The sequence below is a fragment of the Streptococcus oralis genome (assembly GCF_023611505.1).
GTDB classification, from domain to species: Bacteria; Bacillota; Bacilli; order Lactobacillales; family Streptococcaceae; genus Streptococcus; species Streptococcus oralis_CT.
The window spans coordinates 283,903-303,510 of the sequence record NZ_CP097843.1; the positions used below are offsets into that span (position 1 = coordinate 283,903).

General features: G+C 41.7%; 20 protein-coding genes and 1 tRNA gene. 17 read left to right on the forward strand and 4 right to left on the reverse strand.

Annotation, left to right across the window (positions count from 1 at the left end):
* The first annotated feature begins 112 nt into the window (after positions 1-112).
* Positions 113-907: a pyruvate formate-lyase-activating protein gene (gene pflA / locus M9H69_RS01580; RefSeq protein WP_001288279.1), complete on the forward strand. Its 795-nt coding sequence runs from the start codon at positions 113-115 to the stop codon at positions 905-907.
* A gap of 72 nt (positions 908-979) precedes the next feature.
* Here pflA and yidC read toward each other — a convergent pair whose 3' ends face one another.
* Complete coding sequence (yidC, locus tag M9H69_RS01585) at positions 980-1,909, reverse strand: membrane protein insertase YidC (RefSeq protein WP_033588985.1); 930 nt, start codon at positions 1,907-1,909, stop codon at positions 980-982.
* Positions 1,910-1,986: 77 nt separating this feature from the next.
* Complete coding sequence (locus M9H69_RS01590) at positions 1,987-2,265, reverse strand: acylphosphatase (protein WP_001174620.1); 279 nt, start codon at positions 2,263-2,265, stop codon at positions 1,987-1,989.
* Positions 2,266-2,298: 33 nt separating this feature from the next.
* Here M9H69_RS01590 and M9H69_RS01595 point away from each other — a divergent pair, with 33 nt between their 5' ends.
* The 11 genes from M9H69_RS01595 to M9H69_RS01645 all read left to right on the forward strand — a co-directional run bounded on the left by M9H69_RS01595 (position 2,299) and on the right by M9H69_RS01645 (position 11,089).
* Positions 2,299-3,039, forward strand: coding sequence for a TrmH family RNA methyltransferase (locus M9H69_RS01595; protein WP_009730686.1), 741 nt, complete (start codon positions 2,299-2,301; stop codon positions 3,037-3,039).
* Positions 3,040-3,094: 55 nt separating this feature from the next.
* The gene (locus tag M9H69_RS01600; protein ID WP_084940416.1) at positions 3,095-3,778 is read left to right on the forward strand and encodes a Bax inhibitor-1/YccA family protein; all 684 of its coding nucleotides are present in this window, start codon (positions 3,095-3,097) and stop codon (positions 3,776-3,778) included.
* A 109-nt stretch (positions 3,779-3,887) separates the two neighbouring features.
* Positions 3,888-4,880: an aspartate--ammonia ligase gene (gene asnA, locus M9H69_RS01605; protein WP_000747987.1), complete on the forward strand. Its 993-nt coding sequence runs from the start codon at positions 3,888-3,890 to the stop codon at positions 4,878-4,880.
* Between the two features lie 64 nt (positions 4,881-4,944).
* The gene (gene rsmD, locus M9H69_RS01610) at positions 4,945-5,484 is read left to right on the forward strand and encodes a 16S rRNA (guanine(966)-N(2))-methyltransferase RsmD (RefSeq protein WP_250315733.1); all 540 of its coding nucleotides are present in this window, start codon (positions 4,945-4,947) and stop codon (positions 5,482-5,484) included.
* Positions 5,474-5,962 (forward strand): pantetheine-phosphate adenylyltransferase, encoded by a 489-nt coding sequence (gene coaD / locus M9H69_RS01615; protein ID WP_250315734.1) that lies wholly within the window; start codon positions 5,474-5,476, stop codon positions 5,960-5,962. Before rsmD ends, coaD begins: the two co-directional genes overlap by 11 nt.
* Complete coding sequence (locus M9H69_RS01620) at positions 5,946-6,983, forward strand: SepM family pheromone-processing serine protease (RefSeq protein ID WP_250315735.1); 1,038 nt, start codon at positions 5,946-5,948, stop codon at positions 6,981-6,983. Before coaD ends, M9H69_RS01620 begins: the two co-directional genes overlap by 17 nt.
* A gap of 55 nt (positions 6,984-7,038) precedes the next feature.
* Complete coding sequence (locus M9H69_RS01625) at positions 7,039-7,269, forward strand: DUF1146 family protein (protein ID WP_084911818.1); 231 nt, start codon at positions 7,039-7,041, stop codon at positions 7,267-7,269.
* A gap of 23 nt (positions 7,270-7,292) precedes the next feature.
* A complete protein-coding gene (gene murA, locus M9H69_RS01630) occupies positions 7,293-8,576 on the forward strand; it encodes a UDP-N-acetylglucosamine 1-carboxyvinyltransferase (RefSeq protein WP_084874506.1) in 1,284 nt (427 codons plus the stop codon).
* Entirely contained in the window at positions 8,563-8,757 is a 195-nt protein-coding gene (locus M9H69_RS01635; protein ID WP_061415718.1) for a DNA-directed RNA polymerase subunit beta, read from the forward strand. The genes murA and M9H69_RS01635 overlap by 14 nt, the downstream gene beginning before the upstream one ends.
* Positions 8,758-8,797: 40 nt before the next feature.
* The gene (locus M9H69_RS01640) at positions 8,798-9,622 is read left to right on the forward strand and encodes a DNA/RNA non-specific endonuclease (protein ID WP_250315736.1); all 825 of its coding nucleotides are present in this window, start codon (positions 8,798-8,800) and stop codon (positions 9,620-9,622) included.
* Between the two features lie 135 nt (positions 9,623-9,757).
* Positions 9,758-11,089, forward strand: coding sequence for a hemolysin family protein (locus M9H69_RS01645; RefSeq protein ID WP_250315737.1), 1,332 nt, complete (start codon positions 9,758-9,760; stop codon positions 11,087-11,089).
* Positions 11,090-11,222: 133 nt separating this feature from the next.
* Here the strand turns inward: M9H69_RS01645 and M9H69_RS01650 are convergent.
* Positions 11,223-11,293: transfer RNA gene (locus M9H69_RS01650), tRNA-Cys, on the reverse strand.
* Positions 11,294-11,596: 303 nt separating this feature from the next.
* Between M9H69_RS01650 and M9H69_RS01655 the strand changes: the two genes are divergently transcribed.
* The 5 genes from M9H69_RS01655 (at position 11,597) to M9H69_RS01675 (ending at position 18,078) form a co-directional block, all read left to right on the forward strand.
* On the forward strand, positions 11,597-13,573 hold the full coding sequence (locus M9H69_RS01655) for a peptide ABC transporter substrate-binding protein (protein WP_250315738.1): 1,977 nt from the start codon (positions 11,597-11,599) through the stop codon (positions 13,571-13,573).
* 66 nt (positions 13,574-13,639) lie between these two features.
* Positions 13,640-15,136, forward strand: coding sequence for an ABC transporter permease (locus M9H69_RS01660; protein WP_221161208.1), 1,497 nt, complete (start codon positions 13,640-13,642; stop codon positions 15,134-15,136).
* Positions 15,136-16,062, forward strand: a complete 927-nt coding sequence (gene oppC / locus M9H69_RS01665; RefSeq protein ID WP_000103693.1) for an oligopeptide ABC transporter permease OppC — start codon at positions 15,136-15,138, stop codon at positions 16,060-16,062. The genes M9H69_RS01660 and oppC overlap by 1 nt, the downstream gene beginning before the upstream one ends.
* A gap of 8 nt (positions 16,063-16,070) precedes the next feature.
* Positions 16,071-17,138, forward strand: a complete 1,068-nt coding sequence (locus M9H69_RS01670; protein ID WP_000159803.1) for an ABC transporter ATP-binding protein — start codon at positions 16,071-16,073, stop codon at positions 17,136-17,138.
* Between the two features lie 10 nt (positions 17,139-17,148).
* The gene (locus M9H69_RS01675; RefSeq protein ID WP_001291313.1) at positions 17,149-18,078 is read left to right on the forward strand and encodes an ATP-binding cassette domain-containing protein; all 930 of its coding nucleotides are present in this window, start codon (positions 17,149-17,151) and stop codon (positions 18,076-18,078) included.
* Between the two features lie 88 nt (positions 18,079-18,166).
* Here the strand turns inward: M9H69_RS01675 and M9H69_RS01680 are convergent, their stop codons facing one another.
* Complete coding sequence (locus M9H69_RS01680) at positions 18,167-19,606, reverse strand: TrkH family potassium uptake protein (RefSeq protein ID WP_001043438.1); 1,440 nt, start codon at positions 19,604-19,606, stop codon at positions 18,167-18,169.
* Positions 19,607-19,608: the final 2 nt, after the last annotated feature.

A 19,608-nucleotide genomic window follows, 5' to 3' on the forward strand; every position in this document is an offset into this window, starting at 1 on the left:
AAAATGAAAGTGAAAAACAGATTGCTTTCTAAAAAATAGACAAAAAAACCTTGTTTTTCACCTTACTCGTGATATAATAAAACTATAAAACGGTTTCAAGGAAGGTGACGATATGTCTGAAGAAACAATTGACTATGGACAAGTGACAGGAATGGTGCATTCGACAGAGAGTTTTGGGGCGGTAGATGGCCCTGGGATTCGTTTCATTGTCTTTTTGCAAGGTTGTCACATGCGTTGCCAGTACTGTCATAACCCCGACACATGGGCTATGGAGACCAATAAATCACGCGAACGGACAGTAGACGATGTCTTGACAGAAGCTCTTCGCTACCGTGGTTTTTGGGGAGACAAGGGAGGAATTACTGTCAGTGGAGGAGAAGCCCTCTTACAGATTGATTTCCTAATTGCCCTCTTTACCAAGGCCAAGGAAAAAGGAATCCACTGTACCTTGGATACCTGTGCCCTTCCGTTCCGTAATAAACCACGTTATCTCGAAAAGTTTAATAAACTCATGGCGGTGACAGATTTGGTTCTCTTGGATATCAAGGAAATCAACGATGAACAACACAGAATTGTTACCAGCCAAACCAATAAAAACATCTTGGCTTGTGCAAAATATCTATCAGATATTGGGAAGCCTGTGTGGATTCGCCATGTGCTGGTTCCAGGCTTGACAGATAGAGATGAGGACTTGATCGAACTTGGTAAATTCGTCAAAACCCTCAAAAACGTTGATAAGTTTGAAATTCTACCTTATCACACTATGGGAGAATTCAAGTGGCGTGAACTTGGAATTCCATACTCACTTGAAGGGGTAAAACCACCAACAGCAGACCGTGTCAAGAATGCCAAAAAACTCATGGATACAGAAAGCTATCAAGACTATATGAAACGTGTACATGGATAAAAAAGAAGCCTGATGGAAACATCAGGCTTTTGTGATGCAAAAAAGGCCTAGCCTTTCAGCTAAGCCGTTACTTTATTTTCTAGAATGTTGTTTACCAGCATTACGTTTTTTATGTTTCTTAGTAGTCGTAATTGCAGTTGCTTGGTTAGGAGTGATATCTTTTCGCCCGCCTGTAGTTGATGCTGAACTTGCTTTTGGTGGATTTTTGGCAAATTCTTCACGTACTTTTTGACGAAGTTTTGGACGAACAACATAGTTAACGATGAACTGTTGGAGAATCATCATGAAACCACCGACAACCCAGTAAAGTGTCACACTGGCTGGTGCGAAGAGGGAGAAGACGACAATCATGAGTGGGCTCATGTAAATCATTTTCTTGAGTTGATCTCTTTGCATCTCGTCTTCTACTCCGTGAAGTGAAAGGAGTGATTGGAGATAGTAGAGGATACCAGCGAAGGCGACAAGGATCATACTTGGAGAACCGAGATTGATACCCAAGAAGGTAGAGCTAGATACTCCATCAGTATACTGGGCTGCAAAGTAGATAGCAGAGAAGAAAGGCATCTGAATGAGGATAGGGAAGCATCCTACACCACCGAACATGCTGATGCCGTTTTCTTTTTGTGCAGCAAAGAGAGCCTGTTGTGCTTCTAGTTTTTCTTCCTGAGTTGTTGCCTCTTTAAGGCGTGTTTGATGTGGTTCGAGCACATGTTTGAGAGCATTCATCTTTTCAGAGTGAAGCGTTGCCTTCCATGATTGGTAGATACCAAGTGGCAAAATAATCAAACGTACGATAATGGTTACGATAATGATAGCCACACCAAAGCCTAGACCTTTATCAGTAGCGAAGTATTTGATAGCCTCTGCCATAGGCGATCCGATAGTGTTCCAGATAAAACCAGTAGGTTGTCCTGTTGCTTTGTCTACTTGGACACAGCCTGTCAAGATAAGTAGCATAGCCACTCCCATAGCTGAGAGGGCAAAACGTTTAATAGATTTCAATGTTTTCATTCCTTCTTTAAAAATTATACCTTTCTATTCTACTGTTTTTTTGTAAAATATACAATAGTTCTGGAGACCTAATTTGCGACTTTGAAGTCCGAATAGGATGAAAAGTTGCTCATCTGCACATCTAGATAGGTAACTTTTGAAAAAGGTGTCGGACCTTTTCGGATTTCTTGGATAAATTTTGCCATAGTGGCAGAGGAGTCTGCCTGAGCAAGAATTTCCACTGTGCCATCGTCGTTATTCCATACCCGACCAGTGATGCCACCGATTTCAAGAGCTAAAGTATAAACACCCCAGCGAAAACCAACACCCTGTACTCTGCCTTGGGCAATCATTCTAACCTTTTGCATACCAAACCCCTTTGATTGTGTTATAATGTTTCTATGACTATTATAACCTCAAAAGCCAATTCAGTGGTAAAAAATGCCAAGAAATTGCATCAAAAAAAATATCGAAAGTCTGCCTATTTGATTGAAGGTTGGCACTTATTTGAAGAAGCTGTTCAAGCTGGGGTGAGGATTGAGAAGATCTTTGCTCTGGAAAGTTACCGAGGTCAGTTAGCTGCTTTTTCTCAAACTATCTGGGTTTCAGAGGAGATTTTGCGGGATTTAGCAGATACGCAAACCCCTCAAGGCATTGTCGCTGTTATTCAAAAAGAAGAAGTGGGACTGCCTGATTTCCGTCAGGGTAAGTTTCTATTTTTAGAGAATGTCCAAGATCCTGGTAATGTGGGTACCATGATTCGGACGGCGGATGCGGCAGGCTTTACAGGGGTTATTGTTTCAGATAAGTCAGCAGATATCTACAGTCTCAAGACCCTGCGTTCCATGCAAGGAAGTCATTTTCACTTGCCCATCTATCGCATGCCCGTTGCCGCTTTTGTAGAAGAGGCAAAGAAGAGCAACTTGCCCATTCTAGCAACGACCTTATCCAAAGAATCCAAGGACTATCGTGAGCTTTCTCCCTTAGAAAACTTTGCTTTAGTCATGGGAAATGAAGGGCAGGGGATTAGTCCTGTCATGGCTGAGAGTGCTGATCAGCTGGTTCATATTGGCATGAAAGGTCGAGCAGAAAGTCTCAACGTGGCAGTTGCCGCAGGTATATTGATGTTTTATTTTAGCTAATTTATAAAATCTTTGTTATAATCAAGACATACTTATAGAGAAAAGGAGAATCAGAATGAATCAAACGATTATTCAAGAACGTTCAGGTCTCAATCAATTTTACGCTAAGGTTTATGCCTTTGTAGGACTTGGGATTGGTCTATCAGCTCTCGTGTCAGCTTTGATGTTGACAGTTTTTCAGTCCCAGTTGATTTACTTTTTAATGCATGGTCGTCTCTGGCTGGTGATTGCAACTTTTGCAGAACTTGCTCTAGTCTTTGTTGCAAGTAGCATGGCTGCGAAGAACAGCCCAGCAGCTCTCCCAGTATTTTTAGTTTATTCTGTTTTAAATGGATTTACGCTCAGTTTTGTCGTAGCCTTTTATACACCTGGGACCGTCTTATCAGCCTTTGTATCCAGTGCCCTTCTCTTCTTTGTCATGGCGGTAATCGGAATTTTCACTAAGAAAGATTTGAGTGGAATGGGACGAGCTTTGATGGCAGCGCTTGTCGGCCTCATCATTGCCATGGTTGTGAATCTATTTTTAGCTAATAGCTTCTTTGACTACATGATTAGTATTGCCATGGTCTTGGTTTTCTCAGGTTTGATTGCTTGGGACAACCAAAAGATTCGCTATGTTTATGAGCAGTCACGAGGACAAGTAGCGACAGGTTGGGTCATTTCAATGGCACTCAGCATCTACCTAGACTTTATCAACCTCTTCCTTAGCATCTTACGAATCTTTGGTCGAAACGATTAATGAATGACAGAGTCAGTGTTCGAAAGAGCACTGACTTTTTCTTATTTACTCTTTTCTTTTCTTGGAAATAGGTGTATAATGCTTTTAACTAATTTTTGAGGAGCCGTTTATGAAGAAAAGTTTTATCCATCAGCAAGAAGAGATTTCCTTTGTCAAAAACACCTTTACCCAGTATTTGAAAGATAAGTTAGAAGTTGTTGAAGTTCAAGGTCCTATCTTGAGCAAGGTTGGTGATGGGATGCAGGATAACCTGTCCGGTGTCGAACATCCAGTATCCGTAAAGGTCTTGCAGATTCCAGATGAAACTTATGAAGTCGTTCACTCACTAGCCAAATGGAAGCGCCACACCTTGGCTCGCTTTGGTTTTGGAGAAGGTGAAGGTCTATTTGTTCATATGAAGGCCCTTCGTCCAGATGAAGATTCGCTTGATGCGACTCACTCAGTTTATGTGGACCAGTGGGACTGGGAAAAAGTGATTCCAAATGGTCAACGCAATATCGCTTATCTCAAAGAAACCGTTGAGAAGATTTACAAGGCTATTCGTCTGACAGAGCTAGCCGTAGAAGCGCGCTACGATATTGAATCCATCTTGCCAAAACAAATCACCTTTATCCATACAGAAGAGTTGGTGGAACGCTATCCAGATTTGACACCGAAAGAGCGTGAAAATGCAATCTGTAAAGAGTTTGGTGCTGTCTTCTTGATTGGTATTGGTGGCGAGTTGCCTGATGGCAAACCTCATGACGGCCGTGCACCTGACTACGATGACTGGACAACAGAGTCTGAAAATGGCTACAAAGGGTTGAATGGCGATATTCTAGTTTGGAACGAATCTCTTGGTTGTGCCTTTGAACTTTCCTCAATGGGGATTCGGGTAGATGAGGATACACTTCGTCGCCAGGTGGCTCTTACAGGAGACGAAGATCGGCTTGAGCTGGAATGGCATAAAGCCCTGCTTAACGGTCTTTTCCCATTGACAATCGGTGGGGGTATCGGACAGTCTCGGATGGCCATGTTCTTACTTCGCAAGAAACACATTGGAGAAGTTCAGACTAGTGTTTGGCCTCAAGAAGTCCGCGATACTTACGAAAATATCTTGTAGAAAACCGAACCGCAAGGTTCGGTTTTCTTTCTCTTTTTGCCTATAATTTGGTATAATAAACGGTATGAAAATCGTATCAGGAATCTACGGAGGGCGTCCTCTCAAGACGCTAGAAGGAAAGACGACGAGGCCGACATCGGATAAGGTGCGTGGAGCTATCTTTAACATGATAGGTCCCTATTTTGAGGGTGGTCGTGTCTTGGATCTCTATGCTGGCAGTGGTGGCTTATCTATTGAGGCAGTCTCGCGTGGGATGTCCCATGCTGTCCTAGTGGAACGGGATCGAAAGGCACAAGCTATCATCGCTGAAAATATCCAGATGACCAAGGAAGTTTCCAAATTTCAGCTCTTAAAGATGGAGGCTGAACGGGCCTTGGAGCAAGTGAAAGGTCCCTTTGACCTGGTCTTTTTAGATCCTCCCTATGCCAAGGAACAAATCGTTGCAGATATCGAAAAAATGGCAGAAAGAAACCTTTTCTCCCAAGAGGTCATGGTTGTCTGTGAAACCGATAAGTCTGTAGAACTTCCAGAAGAAATTACCTGCCTAGGCATCTGGAAGGAAAAAATATATGGGATTAGTAAGGTGACAGTCTATGTCAGATAAAATTGGATTATTTACAGGATCATTTGATCCGATGACAAATGGACATCTGGATATCATTGAACGTGCCAGCAAACTCTTTGATAAGCTCTATGTCGGGGTGTTCTACAATCCCCGCAAACAAGGTTTTCTTCCTGTTGAAAACCGCAAACGGGCAGTCGAAAAAGCGGTGGCGCATTTAGATAATGTAGAGGTGCTGGCTTCTCATGATGAATTGGTAGTCGAAGTTGCAAGGAGACTGGGAGCTAAAACTCTTGTCCGTGGCTTGCGGAATGCCACCGACTTGCAATACGAGTCTAGTTTTGATTACTACAATCATCAACTGGCTCCAGAAATCGAAACCATTTACCTATATAGTCGCCCAGAGCATCTTTATATTAGCTCTTCAGCCATGAGAGAACTTCTGAAGTTTGGTCAGGAGATTCAGCAATATGTCCCAAACAGTGTTGTGGAGGAATTAGAACATGAAGAAAAAAACTAGATGGCCCTTATATGTCATCCTAGCACTAGTAGTGACTTTTTTAGCCTTTGTAGTACCTTTACCTTACTACATAGAAGTTCCAGGTGGAGCGGAAGATATTCGTCAAGTTTTAAAAGTCAATGAAACAGAAGATACAGAAGCAGGAGCTTACCAGTTTGTGACAGTTGGTATTCGGCATGCAACTCTGTCGCATCTTGTCTATGCTTGGTTAACACCTTTCACGGATATTAGAAGTGCCAAGGAGACTACGGGTGGCTCTACGGATGCAGAGTTTATGCGGATCAATCAGTTCTATATGCAAACGTCCCAAAACATGGCCAAGTATCAAGGATTGAAGACGGCTGGAAAGGATATCGAACTCAAGTATCTGGGTGTTTACGTCTTAACCGTGACAGACAATTCAACTTTTAAAGGCATTCTGAACATTGCAGACACAGTGACGGCTGTTAACGACAAAACATTTGACAGTTCCAAAGACTTGGTCGACTATGTCAACTCTCAACAATTAGGGGACACGGTCAAAGTGACCTATGAGGAAGACGGAAAAGTCAAGTCTGCTGAAGGTAAAATTATCACTCTAGAAAATGGGAAAAACGGGATTGGGATTGGTTTGATTGACCGTACGGAAGTGACCAGTAATGTTCCCATTCGCTTTTCAACAGCTGGTATCGGGGGACCAAGTGCCGGTCTTATGTTTAGTCTAGCTATTTACACCCAGATAGCAGATCCAGGACTTCGTAATGGCCGTATCGTTGCGGGAACGGGAACCATTGATCGGGACGGAAATGTTGGCGACATTGGTGGAATTGACAAAAAAGTAGTTGCAGCCTCTCGTCAGGGAGCCAACGTCTTTTTTGCCCCTGACAATCCAGTCACTGAGGAAGCAAAAAAAGCAGATCCCAATGCGAAAAGCAACTATGAAACAGCCCTAGAAGCTGCCAAAACTATCAAGACAGAGATGAAAATCGTTCCCGTTAAAACCTTGCAGGATGCGATTGATTACCTTAAAAACAACCCCTAATTCGTAGAAAAATCGAAAACTAGCGCGCAAGCGGATAAGATGGTATAATAGTCAAATGGTTCAATTATTATTCACTCTAAGTAGTCATATACTCTTTATTTATTTGAGTTTTTACCTTTTGAAAGATCTTGTGAGATGGGAAAAGGTTTTAAAAGTGACCTCTACTAACACAAAAAAAGTTCGTTTGTTGGTAGGCTTCTTTAGTATTGTAATGGGCTACATCTTGAGTTCATTCTTTATCAGTTTATATCAACTGTGGCAAGAAGCGCTTAGAGGACTATTATAAAATCAAAAGTAAAGGAAACAACTATGGAAAAAATTGTGGTTCAAGGCGGGGATAATCGTCTGGTCGGGAGTGTGACGATCGAGGGAGCAAAGAATGCAGTCTTGCCCTTGTTGGCAGCGACTATTCTAGCAAGCAAGGGTAAGACAGTCTTGCAGAACGTTCCTATCTTGTCAGATGTGTTCACCATGAATCAAGTAGTTCGTGGTCTGAATGCCAAGGTGGACTTTGATGAGGAAGCTCATATTGTCGAGGTCGATGCGACTGGTGATATCACGGAGGAAGCTCCTTATAAATATGTCAGCAAGATGCGAGCATCCATCGTTGTCTTGGGACCAATCCTTGCTCGTGTAGGCCATGCCAAAGTTTCTATGCCAGGGGGGTGCACCATCGGGAGTCGTCCGATCGACCTCCACCTCAAAGGTTTGGAAGCTATGGGGGCAAAAATCACTCAGGCAGCTGGTTACATCGAAGCCAAGGCAGACCACTTGCATGGCGCTCATATCTACATGGATTTCCCTAGTGTCGGCGCAACACAAAACCTCATGATGGCAGCAACTCTAGCTGATGGTGTGACAGTGATTGAAAATGCTGCGCGTGAGCCAGAAATTGTTGATCTCGCTATCTTCCTTAATGAAATGGGAGCCAAGGTCAAGGGAGCTGGCACAGAAACAATCACCGTGATTGGTGTTGAGGAACTCCATGGTACGACCCACAATGTGGTACAGGACCGTATCGAAGCCGGAACCTTTATGGTGGCTGCAGCTATGACAGGTGGGGATGTTCTCGTTCGTGATGCAGTATGGGAGCATAATCGTCCCTTGATTTCAAAACTACTTGAGATGGGTGTTGAAGTGACAGAGGAATCTGAAGGTATTCGTGTTCGTTCTCGACTTGAAAATCTCAAGGCTGTTCATGTAAAAACCTTGCCACATCCAGGATTTCCAACAGATATGCAGGCACAATTTACAGCTCTGATGACAGTTGCAAAAGGGGAATCCACCATGGTGGAAACGGTGTTTGAGAATCGCTTCCAACACTTGGAGGAAATGCGCCGTATGGGCTTGCATTCAGAGATTATCCGTGATACAGCTCGTATTGTAGGGGGACAGGCTTTACAGGGGGCAGAAGTTCTATCAACGGACCTTCGCGCTAGTGCTGCTTTGATTTTGACAGGTCTGGTTGCGCAGGGAGAAACAGTTGTCGGTAAATTAGTCCACCTTGATAGAGGTTATTACCGCTTCCATGAGAAATTGGCTCAGCTAGGAGCGAAGATTCAGCGAATTGAGGCAAATGATGAAGAAGAATAAAAACTTACGCTATGTACTCCGTCGCCTACTGTTGATTTTTATTGTTCTCTTGATAGGTTTCCTTGCTTTAGGAATCGGCTTGATGGTTGGCTATGGCATCCTAGGAAAGGGACAGGATCCATGGGCAATATTGTCTCCGGCAAAGTGGCAGGAATTGATTAGCAAATTTACAGGAAATTAGACTGGGAGACCAGTCTTTTTCTAAAGAAATAAGGAGAAAAATGGACAAAAAAACAAGACAGACTTTGATAGGGTTACTTCTATTCTTACTCTTGGCTGCGGGAAGCTATTATATCAAGCAGATGCAATCGGCATCAAATAGCCCTCGAACTAAGGTTAGTCAGAAAAAACAAGCTTCAGAAGCTCCCAGTCAGGAGCTGGCTGAAAGTGTCTTAACTGAGTCGATAAAGAACCAAATCAAGGGGGATCTCGAGTGGAATGGAGCAGGGGCTTTTGTTGTCAATGGCAATAAAACCAATCTAGATGCCAAGGTTTCAAGCAAACCCTATGCGGATAATAAAACAAAGACAGTTGGAAAAGAAACAGTCCCAACTGTTGCCAATGCCATCTTATCCAAAGCGACTCGGCAGTATAAGAATCGTGAAGAAACAGGAAATGGATCCACCTCTTGGACGCCACCAGGATGGCATCAGGTTAAGAATCTAAAGGGAGCCTACACACATGCAGTCGATAGAGGACACCTGCTGGGCTATGCCTTGATAGGTGGTTTGGATGGTTTTGATGCCTCTACCAGCAATCCTAAGAATATTGCAGTCCAGACAGCCTGGGCTAACCAAGCGCAGGCTGAAGATTCGACAGGTCAGAACTACTATGAGAGTTTGGTCAGAAAATCCTTGGACAAAAATAAGAGGGTCCGTTACCGCGTGACACTCCACTATGCGACAAATGAGGATCTAGTTCCATCTGCTTCACAAATTGAAGCCAAATCTTCGGATGGCGAATTGGAGTTCAACGTGCTAATCCCCAATGTTCAAAAGGGAATCCAGCTTGATTACCGAACAGGGCAAGTAACAGTGACAGATTAGAAACAATAGATACAATAAAAATAGCTCCTTTGTCTTCTAGAGGCAGGGGAGTTGTTGTTTAAATGAAAAATAATGTGAATCCTGAAGAATTTTATGATATAATGAAACACAAGATACTATTTTAGGAGAAGGACTATGGAAGACCCGAGCAGTCAGAATTTGTTGCTACAGTTTGTATTATTATTTATCTTGACCTTGTTAAATGCTTTTTTCTCAGCCACTGAGATGGCAATGGTGTCACTAAACCGTTCCCGAGTAGAACAAAAGGCAGAAGAGGGAGACAAACGTTACATTCGTTTGTTAAAGGTACTTGAAAATCCTAACCACTTTTTATCAACAATTCAAGTCGGTATCACCTTGATCACGATCTTGTCAGGGGCAAAATTGGCAGATACACTTGGACAAGTAATTGCCTCTTGGATGGGGAACGGAGAAACAGCTTATGCCATTGCAAGTTTCCTCTCTTTGGCATTCTTGACCTACATCTCTATTGTTTTTGGTGAACTATATCCTAAACGGATTGCCCTCAATCTGAAAGATGCTTTGGCAATTCGAACAGCACCAATTATTATTGGTCTTGGAAAGATTGTCAGTCCCTTTGTCTGGCTGTTATCTGCTTCAACCAATTTGTTAAGTCGTTTAACACCAATGACCTTTGATGATGCGGATGAAAAGATGACACGTGATGAAATAGAGTACATGCTCACCAATAGTGAAGAAACACTGGATGCAGATGAGATTGAAATGCTACAGGGAGTCTTTTCTTTAGATGAACTAATGGCTCGTGAGCTAATGGTGCCCCGAACAGATGCCTTTATGGTAGATATTCAGGATGACAGTCAAACGATTATCGAGAGTATTTTAAAGCAAAATTTCTCACGTATCCCTGTTTATGATGGGGATAAGGACAATGTGATTGGTTTGATTCACACCAAGCGCTTGTTGAATGCCGCTTTTGTGGATGGCTTTGACAATATTGTCTGGAAACGAATTCTCCAAACGCCACTGTTTGTTCCTGAGACTATCTTTGTGGACGATCTCCTTAAAGAACTTCGAAATACCCAAAATCAAATGGCCATCTTACTAGATGAATACGGTGGAATGGCTGGTTTGGTAACTCTGGAGGACCTCTTAGAAGAAATTGTTGGTGAGATTGATGATGAGACTGACAAGGCTGAAATTGAAGTCCATCAAATAGGAGAAGACACCTATATCGTTCAAGGCACCATGAATCTTAATGATTTTAATGACTACTTTGATGTAGAATTGGAAAGTGATGATGTTGATACCATCGCCGGTTATTATTTGACGGGTGTGGGAATGATTCCAACGACTGAAAAACTCAGTTATGAATTGGTCAGCCAAAACAAACAAATCATCCTAACCAATGACAAGGTGAAAAACGGACGTGTTACCAAGGTAAAAGTCCAAATCACTGAAATAGAGACTGAAGAAGAAACAGAATAAAGCAGTGACTTGAGTCACTGCTTTTTGTAAATCTATATTGTAGATACAGTTATCCCTATCTATTTGGAATAACAAAAAAGCCCGATTGTCCGGGCTTTTTATTCGGTTAATTCCTGTTAATTCAGGTACTGAAAGGCGGTAGACGGATTTGAACCGACGATCAAGCTTTTGCAGAGCCGTGCCTTACCACTTGGCTATACCGCCTCAACGTTTATTATTATACCTTGAAAATCATTTCCCGTCAATAGTTTCTTAATCGAAAATCCAATTTAGAAGATTGCCCTTTCTGACTGGGTAGAAAATGGAGAAAGGAAACCTGAAAATCAGGCTTTATGAACATTAAGTTTGCTTTATGACTCGATAGATAGCAAACAAAGAATAAAGAAATTTGACAAATGAAAGTTTTTTATGGATGCACGCCTAAATATTCTGAAAATTCGTTTACTTTTTAGAAGATATATGTTATAATCTTCAATAAGCCTAAATTTTTCAAGAGGAGTTAAAAACATGAAAAAAAGTAGAGTATTGGTTGCAGCAGGAGTTGCTTTATTAGCAACTGGAGTACTAGCTGCTTGCGGTTCTAAATCATCTGATTCAACGGCGCCAAAAAATTATGGTTATATCTATTCAGCTGACCCAGAAACGTTGGATTACCTCATTTCAGGTAAACAAAGTACTAAGATTGCCACTTCAAATGGTATTGATGGTCTCTTCACAAATGACAAATATGGGAATTTGACTCCCGCAGTGGCAGAAGATTGGTCAGTCTCAAAAGATGGTTTGACTTATACCTACAAAATCCGTAAAGGTGTTAAATGGATGACATCTGATGGAGAAGAGTACGCTGAAGTAACAGCTAAAGATTTCGTAAATGGTTTGAAACACGCAGCAGATAAGAAATCCGAAGCCCTATATTTAGCAGAAACTTCTGTTAAAGGATTGTCTGATTATTTGTCTGGAAATTCAAAAGACTTTTCTACGGTAGGTGTGAAGGCAGTTGATGATTATACTCTTGAGTATACATTGAACCAACCAGAACCATACTGGAACTCTAAGATGGCTTATTCAATCTTCTGGCCATTGAACGAAGATTTTGAAAAATCAAAAGGATCAGATTTTGCCAAAGCAACAGATCCTACGTCCTTGCTTTATAATGGTCCGTTCTTGCTAAAAGGTTTGACTACTAAATCTTCTATCGAATTTGCTAAGAATGAGCAGTACTGGGATAAGGATAATGTTCACCTTGATAAAGTTACTCTTGCTTTCTATGATGGGTCAGACCAAGAGTCCATTGAACGTAACTTTACAAGTGGAGCATACAGCTATGCTCGCCTTTTCCCAACAAGTTCAAACTACTCTAAGGTAGAAGAAACATACAAAGACAATATCTTCTACACTCCATCAGGACCTGGTATTGCTGGTTTGGGTGTGAATATTGACCGTCAAGGTTACAAATACACTTCTAAGACAACTGACGAAGAGAAAACTTCTACTAAGAAAGCCCTTCTTAACAAGGATTTCCGTCAGGCCTTGAACTTTGCCTTTGACCGTACTTCTTACTCAGCACAAATCAATGGTAAAGAAGGTGCTCCTCTTGCAGTTCGTAACCTCTTTGTGAAACCAGGTTTTGTCTCTGCAGGTGAAAAAACTTTCGGTGACTTGGTAACTGAAAAGATGGCTACTTATGGTGATGAGTGGAAGAATGTAAACTTTGCGGATGGTCAAGATGGACTCTTCAACGCCGATAAAGCCAAAGCCGAATTTGCCAAAGCTAAAACTGCATTGGAAGCAGAAGGTGTGAAATTCCCTATCCACTTGGATATTCCAGTAGACCAAACATCTAAAAACTATATCGCACGTATCCAATCTTTCAAACAATCCGTTGAAACAGTACTTGGTGAAGGCAATGTAGTCATTGATATCCAACAAGTTTCTAAAGATGAGTTGAACAATATCACTTACTATGCTGCAAGCGCTGCGGCAGAAGATTGGGATCTCTCAGGAGCAGTTGGGTGGAACCCAGACTATGAAGATCCGTCAACTTACCTTGATATCTTGAAAACAACGAATGCTGAACAAACAAAAACATACATGGGTTACGAAGGTGCAGATAACGCTGCGGCTGCTCAAGTTGGTTTGAAAGAATACGATAAGCTAGTTGATGAAGCTGCTAAAGAAACAAGCGATTTGAATGTTCGTTATGAAAAATACGCGGCTGCCCAAGCTTGGTTGACAGATAGCTCACTCTTCTTGCCAGCTATGTCATCAAGTGGTGCTGCACCATTCATTTCTCGTGTTGTACCATTCTCAGCATCATACAGCCAGTCTGGAGATAAGAGCTCAGATGTATACTTCAAGTATATTCAGTTGCAAGACAAGGTTGTAACGAAAGCTGATTACGAACAAGCTCGTGAGAAATGGCTCAAAGAGAAAAAAGAATCAAACGAAAAAGTTCAAAAAGAATTGACGAATCACGTTAAATAAATAACTCTCAAGAGAACTTTCTCTCCATGAGGAGAAGGTTCTTTTGGGATTTTAAAAGGAAACGATATGAAAAAATATATTTTTATGCGTGTCTTGCGCTCATTGTTGTCTATTTTCTTGGTGACAACCTTGACCTACACGATTATCTATACGATGGTTCCTCGGAAACTGATTTTCAAGCAGGATACCAACTACAACAAGATTGCAACGACTCCAGATAAGCGGGATAATTATGAGAATACCGTTTATGAACGTATGGGCTATATCGAGTACTACGATACTAAGGAGTTGCAAGAAAAAGCTAGCTCAATGGACTCATCTGTAACAGTAGATGCCAATGATACCAATAAGGCAATCTACGAAAAATACATCAACCAACTCGGTAATGGTTGGACGTTAGGTGTCTTTTCAGAGAGTGGTCAGTTCTATGCTACGCGTGAAATTCCAATTTTTGAACGTGTTTTCAAATTCTATGCGAACTTACTTGATATTGATCATACAAACAAGATTCAAGACCCTGAAAATCCAAACTTGGAACGTTATCTTCGTTTTGAAAATGACCCTGCTATCGGTTGGTCATTGGTTGGTTCAGGTACCAAACATAAATACCTTTTGTATTTCAACAATCAATTCCCGTTTGTACACCAAAACTTTGTGAACATTAACTTGGGTGACTCCTACCCAACTTATGCGAACACGCCAGTGCTTCAAGTTATCACACAAGGCCAAGGACAAACCAAGACATCAGAAGTTCAATTCCCTACGGGTAAAAAGACTTCGTCTGTAGATATTTACTCTCGTACCTACAAATCTCCAAGTCAAGCAGATGCGCGTGAAATAGCTAACTATGGTAAGGACGATCCATATACAGCTACAGAAAGTAACTACCAATATCCATCTATGATTGCAAGCTCAGCTGTTGCTGGTTTGATTGGTTTGGTTATTTCGTATGCTATTGCGATTCCTCTTGGATCTGCTATGGCTCGCCACAAGAATACTTGGATTGATAGCTTCTCAACAGGCGCTCTAACCTTCTTGCTTGCACTTCCAACGATTGCTTTGGTTTATATCGTTCGCTTGATTGGATCATCTATTGGTCTTCCAGACTCATTCCCTATCCTAGGTGCTGGAGATTGGCGTTCCTATGTCTTGCCAGCAGTCATTTTAGGTTTGCTGGGAGCACCAAGTACAGCAATCTGGATTCGTCGTTATATGATTGATTTGCAATCTCAAGACTTCGTCCGTTTTGCTCGTGCAAAAGGTTTATCTGAAAAAGAAATTTCAAATAAACACGTCTTTAAAAATGCCATGGTTCCTTTGGTTTCAGGTATTCCAGGTGCCGTAATCGGGGTTATTGGTGGTGCAACATTGACAGAAACAGTCTTCGCCTTCCCAGGTATGGGTAAAATGTTGATTGACTCTGTTAAGGCATCAAATAACTCAATGGTAGTTGGTCTCGTCTTCATCTTTACATGTATTTCTATCTTCTCACTCTTTGTAGGAGATATCTGGATGACTATGCTTGACCCACGTATTAAATTGACAGAGAAAGGAGGCAAATAATGTCAACAATTGATAAAGAAAAATTTCAGTTCGTAAAACGTGATGATTTTGCCTCTGAAACGATTGATGCTCCTGCCTACTCTTACTGGGGCTCTGTATTTAGACAGTTTTTAAAGAAAAAATCAACAGTCATTATGTTGGGAATATTGGTAGCTATTATTTTGATGAGTTTTATCTATCCGATGTTTTCAGACTTTGACTTTAACGATGTAAGTAAGGTTAATGACTTTAGCGCTCGTTTTATTAAGCCCAATGCCGAACACTGGTTTGGTACTGATAGCAATGGTAAATCCTTGTTTGATGGAGTTTGGTTTGGTGCGCGTAATTCTATCCTCATTTCTGTAATTGCTACTTTTATCAACCTTGTGATCGGGGTGATTGTTGGTGGAATCTGGGGAATTTCAAAATCTGTTGACCGCGTCATGATGGAAGTTTATAACATTATTTCAAACATTCCATCTCTCTTGATTGTTATCGTCTTGACTTACTCAATTGGTGCTGGTTTCTGGAATTTGATCTTCGCTATGAGTGTGACGACTTGGATTGGTATTGCTTATTCAATTCGTATTCAAATCATGCGTTACCGTGACTTGGAATACAACCTTGCTTCTCAAACTCTTGGAACACCAACCTTCAAAATCATCGTGAAAAATATCATGCCACAATTGGTATCTGTTATTGTTTCTACAATGACCTTGATGTTGCCAAGCTTTATCTCTTATGAGGCTTTCCTTTCCTTCTTTGGATTGGGGTTGCCTGTAACAGTGCCAAGTTTGGGACGTTTGATCTCAGATTACTCACAAAACGTTACGACCAACGCGTACTTGTTCTGGATTCCATTGACAACCTTGATTTTGGTATCCCTATCTCTATTCGTTGTTGGTCAGAACTTAGCGGATGCTAGTGATCCACGTACACATAGATAGGAGTAGACATGACAAAAGAAAGTAATGTAATTTTGACTGCTCGCGATATCGTCGTGGAATTTGACGTTCGTGACAAGGTTCTGACGGCTATCAGAGGCGTTTCTCTAGAACTGATTGAAGGAGAAGTTCTTGCCTTGGTAGGTGAGTCTGGTTCTGGTAAATCTGTATTAACAAAAACCTTTACAGGGATGTTAGAAGACAATGGGCGCATTGCCCAAGGAAGCATCGATTATCGTGGACAAGACTTGACAGCCTTGACTTCAAACAAAGAGTGGGAGAAAATCCGTGGTGCTAAAATTGCGACCATCTTCCAAGACCCAATGACAAGTTTGGATCCAATTAATACAATCGGTAGCCAAATCACAGAAGTTATCGTTAAACACCAAGGGAAAACAGCTAAGGAAGCCAAAGAAATGGCAATCGACTATATGAACAAGGTTGGAATTCCAGACGCTGAAAAACGTTTTGACGAGTATCCTTTCCAATATTCTGGAGGGATGCGCCAACGTATCGTTATTGCGATTGCCCTTGCCTGTCGTCCAGATATCTTGATCTGTGACGAGCCAACAACGGCTCTTGATGTAACCATTCAAGCACAAATCATTGATTTGCTTAAAACCTTGCAAAATGAGTACCACTTTACTATTATCTTTATCACCCATGACCTTGGTGTGGTAGCAAGTATTGCGGATAAGGTAGCGGTTATGTATGCTGGTGAAATTGTAGAATACGGTACTGTTGAGGAAGTCTTCTACGACCCACGTCATCCATATACTTGGAGTCTCTTGTCTAGCTTGCCTCAGCTTGCTGACGATAAAGGGGAATTGTACTCTATCCCAGGAACACCACCGTCTCTTTATACTGAGTTGAAAGGTGATGCCTTTGCCCTTCGTTCAGATTATGCGATGCAAATTGACTTTGAACAGAAAGCGCCTCAGTTTTCAGTCACTGATACTCACTGGGCTAAGACTTGGTTGCTTCATGAGAATGCTCCTAAGGTTGAAAAACCAGAAATCATCGCAGATTTACATGATAAAATTCGTGATAAAATGGGCTTTGCTCATCTAGAAGACTAGGAGGAAGGAAATGTCTGAAAAATTAGTAGAAATTAAAGATTTAGAAATTTCCTTCGGTGAAGGAAGTAAGAAGTTTGTTGCCGTTAAAAACGCTAACTTCTTTATCAACAAGGGAGAAACTTTCTCTCTCGTTGGTGAATCTGGTAGTGGGAAAACGACGATTGGTCGTGCCATTATTGGTTTGAATAATACTAGTAAAGGTGAAATCATCTTTGACGGTCATAAGATCAATGGGAAAAAATCTCATAAGGAATCTTCAGAGTTGATCCGCCGTATCCAGATGATTTTCCAAGACCCTGCAGCCAGTTTAAATGAACGTGCGACAGTTGACTATATCATCTCTGAAGGTCTTTACAACTACCACTTGTTCAAAGACGAAGAAGAGCGAAAAGAAAAAGTTCAAAAGATGATTCATGAAGTCGGTCTTTTGAAAGAGCACTTGACCCGTTACCCACACGAGTTTTCTGGTGGTCAACGTCAACGTATTGGGATTGCCCGTGCTCTTGTGATGGAACCTGATTTCGTTATTGCGGATGAGCCGATTTCAGCCTTGGACGTGTCTGTTCGTGCGCAAGTCTTGAACTTGCTCAAGAAGTTTCAAAAAGAATTGGGCTTGACCTATCTCTTTATCGCGCATGACTTGTCAGTTGTTCGCTTTATCTCAGATCGTATCGCAGTTATCTATAAGGGTGTTATCGTTGAAGTAGCGGAAACAGAGGAGTTGTTTAACAATCCTGTTCATCCGTACACTCAAGCACTTCTATCTGCTGTACCGATTCCAGATCCAATCTTGGAACGTAAGAAGGTCTTGAAAGTCTATGATCCTAGCCAACATGACTATGAGACAGACAAGCCGTCTATGGTGGAAATTCGTCCAGGTCACTATGTTTGGGCCAATCAAGCAGAACTTGCTCGTTACAAGGAAGCTCTTAAAAAATAAACAGATTAAGAGAGGACCGAAAGGTCTTCTCATTTTTAATAGAAAAATTCCCCTTTCACTAGCTTGTAAAAGGGGAGCTTTATTGTGATTAGCGTTTGGACCAGGTACGTTTCATAAAGAGAAGCAAAATGGGATAAATCTCTAGACGACCTGCAATCATTGCAAATGAGAGAAGGATTTTAGAGATGGGGCTAAAGATAGCAAAACTAGAAGTTGTACCTAGAATAGGTCCGATGTTATTGAAACAGCTGAAGACAGCACTGGTAACAACTAGAAAATCATTGTTATCTAGACTGACAATGAAGATAAGTGACAGTAAAATCATCACATAAATGACAAAATATTTTAGGACCTTGTGCTGGGTATCCTTATCAATCACAGTTTTATTGACATGTAGAGTCAATACGCGATGAGGAGATAAGATGGACAAGATCTGATTTTTTGCAATTTTTGAAAGGATGAGTCCTCTGATAACTTTGAGTCCACCTGCGGTTGATCCAGCAGAGCCACCGATTCCCATGAGGAAGAGGAGTATAAATTGGGAGGAGAGGGGCCAGTTGGTAATATCTCCATAACCAAAACCAGTTGTTGTAATGATATTGGAAACCTGAAAGAGGGCCATTTCAAAGCTCTTAGAGACACCTTGGTAGAGGTGGAGCGTATTGAGAGTAATCAAGCCGGTAGAAACTAGGACAATGATTACATACGTGCGAAGTTCTTCATCTCCAAAGAAAGCCTTAACCCGACGGAGCATGAGGTAGTAGTAGAGATTAAAGTTGACCCCAAAAACCAGAACTCCGATACTGACGAGATAGGTGATGAGTGAGCTGCCGTAGTGGGCAATTCCGTCGTTATAGACGGTGAAGCCTCCGGTTCCTGCCGTTCCCATAGCGATGACAAAGCTATCAAATAGAGGCATGCCAGCTAGATAGTAGATGACTACAAAAAGTGAGAAGAGCCCTAAATAAAGCAGATAGAGGATCTGGGCGGTATTTTTCAGTTTGGATACAACCTTGCCAAAGACAGGCCCAGGGACCTCAGCCTTCATCACCTCTAAGTGACCATTCTTGGCATTGTCCATAATGGCAAGCGCGAAGACGAGTACCCCCATCCCTCCAATCAAGTGAGTAAAACTTCGCCAGAAGAGGAGGGAACGGCTGAGAACGGAGACATCTGTCAGAATGGTTGCTCCTGTAGTTGTAAAACCAGAACTGATTTCAAAGAAGGCATCGATGACACTTGGGATTTGTCCTGAAAAGACAAAGGGAAGCGCTCCAAAGAAAGACCATAGAATCCAACAGAGGGCGACGATTAAGACTCCCTCCTTAGTATAAATTCGCTGATTTTTGGGTTTCCGTAAAATTCCCAAGCTACCAAGAAGTATTAGAATTCCAATTGTTGTAAAGAGAGCTGTAAATACTTGGCTGGATTCTTGATAATAGGTTGCTACGCTAACGGGTACTAGAAGGAGAACCGCCTCAATCAAGAGAAGTTTTGAGAGGAGGTAACGAATCATACTTTTATTCATCT